This is a genomic window from Pseudomonas sp. 51_B, assembly GCF_017491595.1.
GTDB classification, from domain to species: Bacteria; Pseudomonadota; Gammaproteobacteria; order Pseudomonadales; family Pseudomonadaceae; genus Aquipseudomonas; species Aquipseudomonas promysalinigenes.
In genome coordinates, this window is record NZ_JAFGYW010000276.1 from 1 (window position 1) to 482 (window position 482).

General features: G+C 58.1%; 1 protein-coding gene. It reads left to right on the forward strand.

Annotation, left to right across the window (positions count from 1 at the left end; translation table 11 throughout):
• The coding region (locus J5M56_RS24805; protein ID WP_207938038.1) for an SPOR domain-containing protein at positions 1-175 on the forward strand (175 nt) is incomplete at its 5' end.
• Between the last annotated feature and the right edge of the window lie 307 nt (positions 176-482).

Genomic DNA, 482 nt, shown 5'->3' on the forward strand with positions numbered 1-482 from the left:
GATCATTCTGCTCGGCCAAGCCGTCGCGGTGGAGTCCGGCACGGTCAAGGATGAAACCTGGTACCGCGTCTTGGTCGGCCCGTTCAGCAACCGTGAACAACTGACCACGGCGCAGAAACAACTGGCTGGTGCGGGCTTCAGCAACCTGTTGTTACAACAACGCCAGAGCCGCTAAGGCTCTCAGAGGTCAGCTGCAACTTGCAGGTGACCTTCAAACTTTGTGGCGAGGGGATTTATCCCCGTTTGGCTGCGGAGCAGCCCTGAAACCAGCCATTGCGGTGCCGCAGGCATACCGCAAATGATGGTTTCGCGACTGCTTCGCAGCCGAACGGGGATAAATCCCCTCGCCACAGTCATCACACACACCATTCGTCTCCCATCGCCCCTACCGGTTGAAATCCCCTCCAGCACCCCCATATGAATGGGCATAAGGCATTTTCGCCCCGCTGCGTGGAGACTCTTCCCTTGACCACCATCGTTTC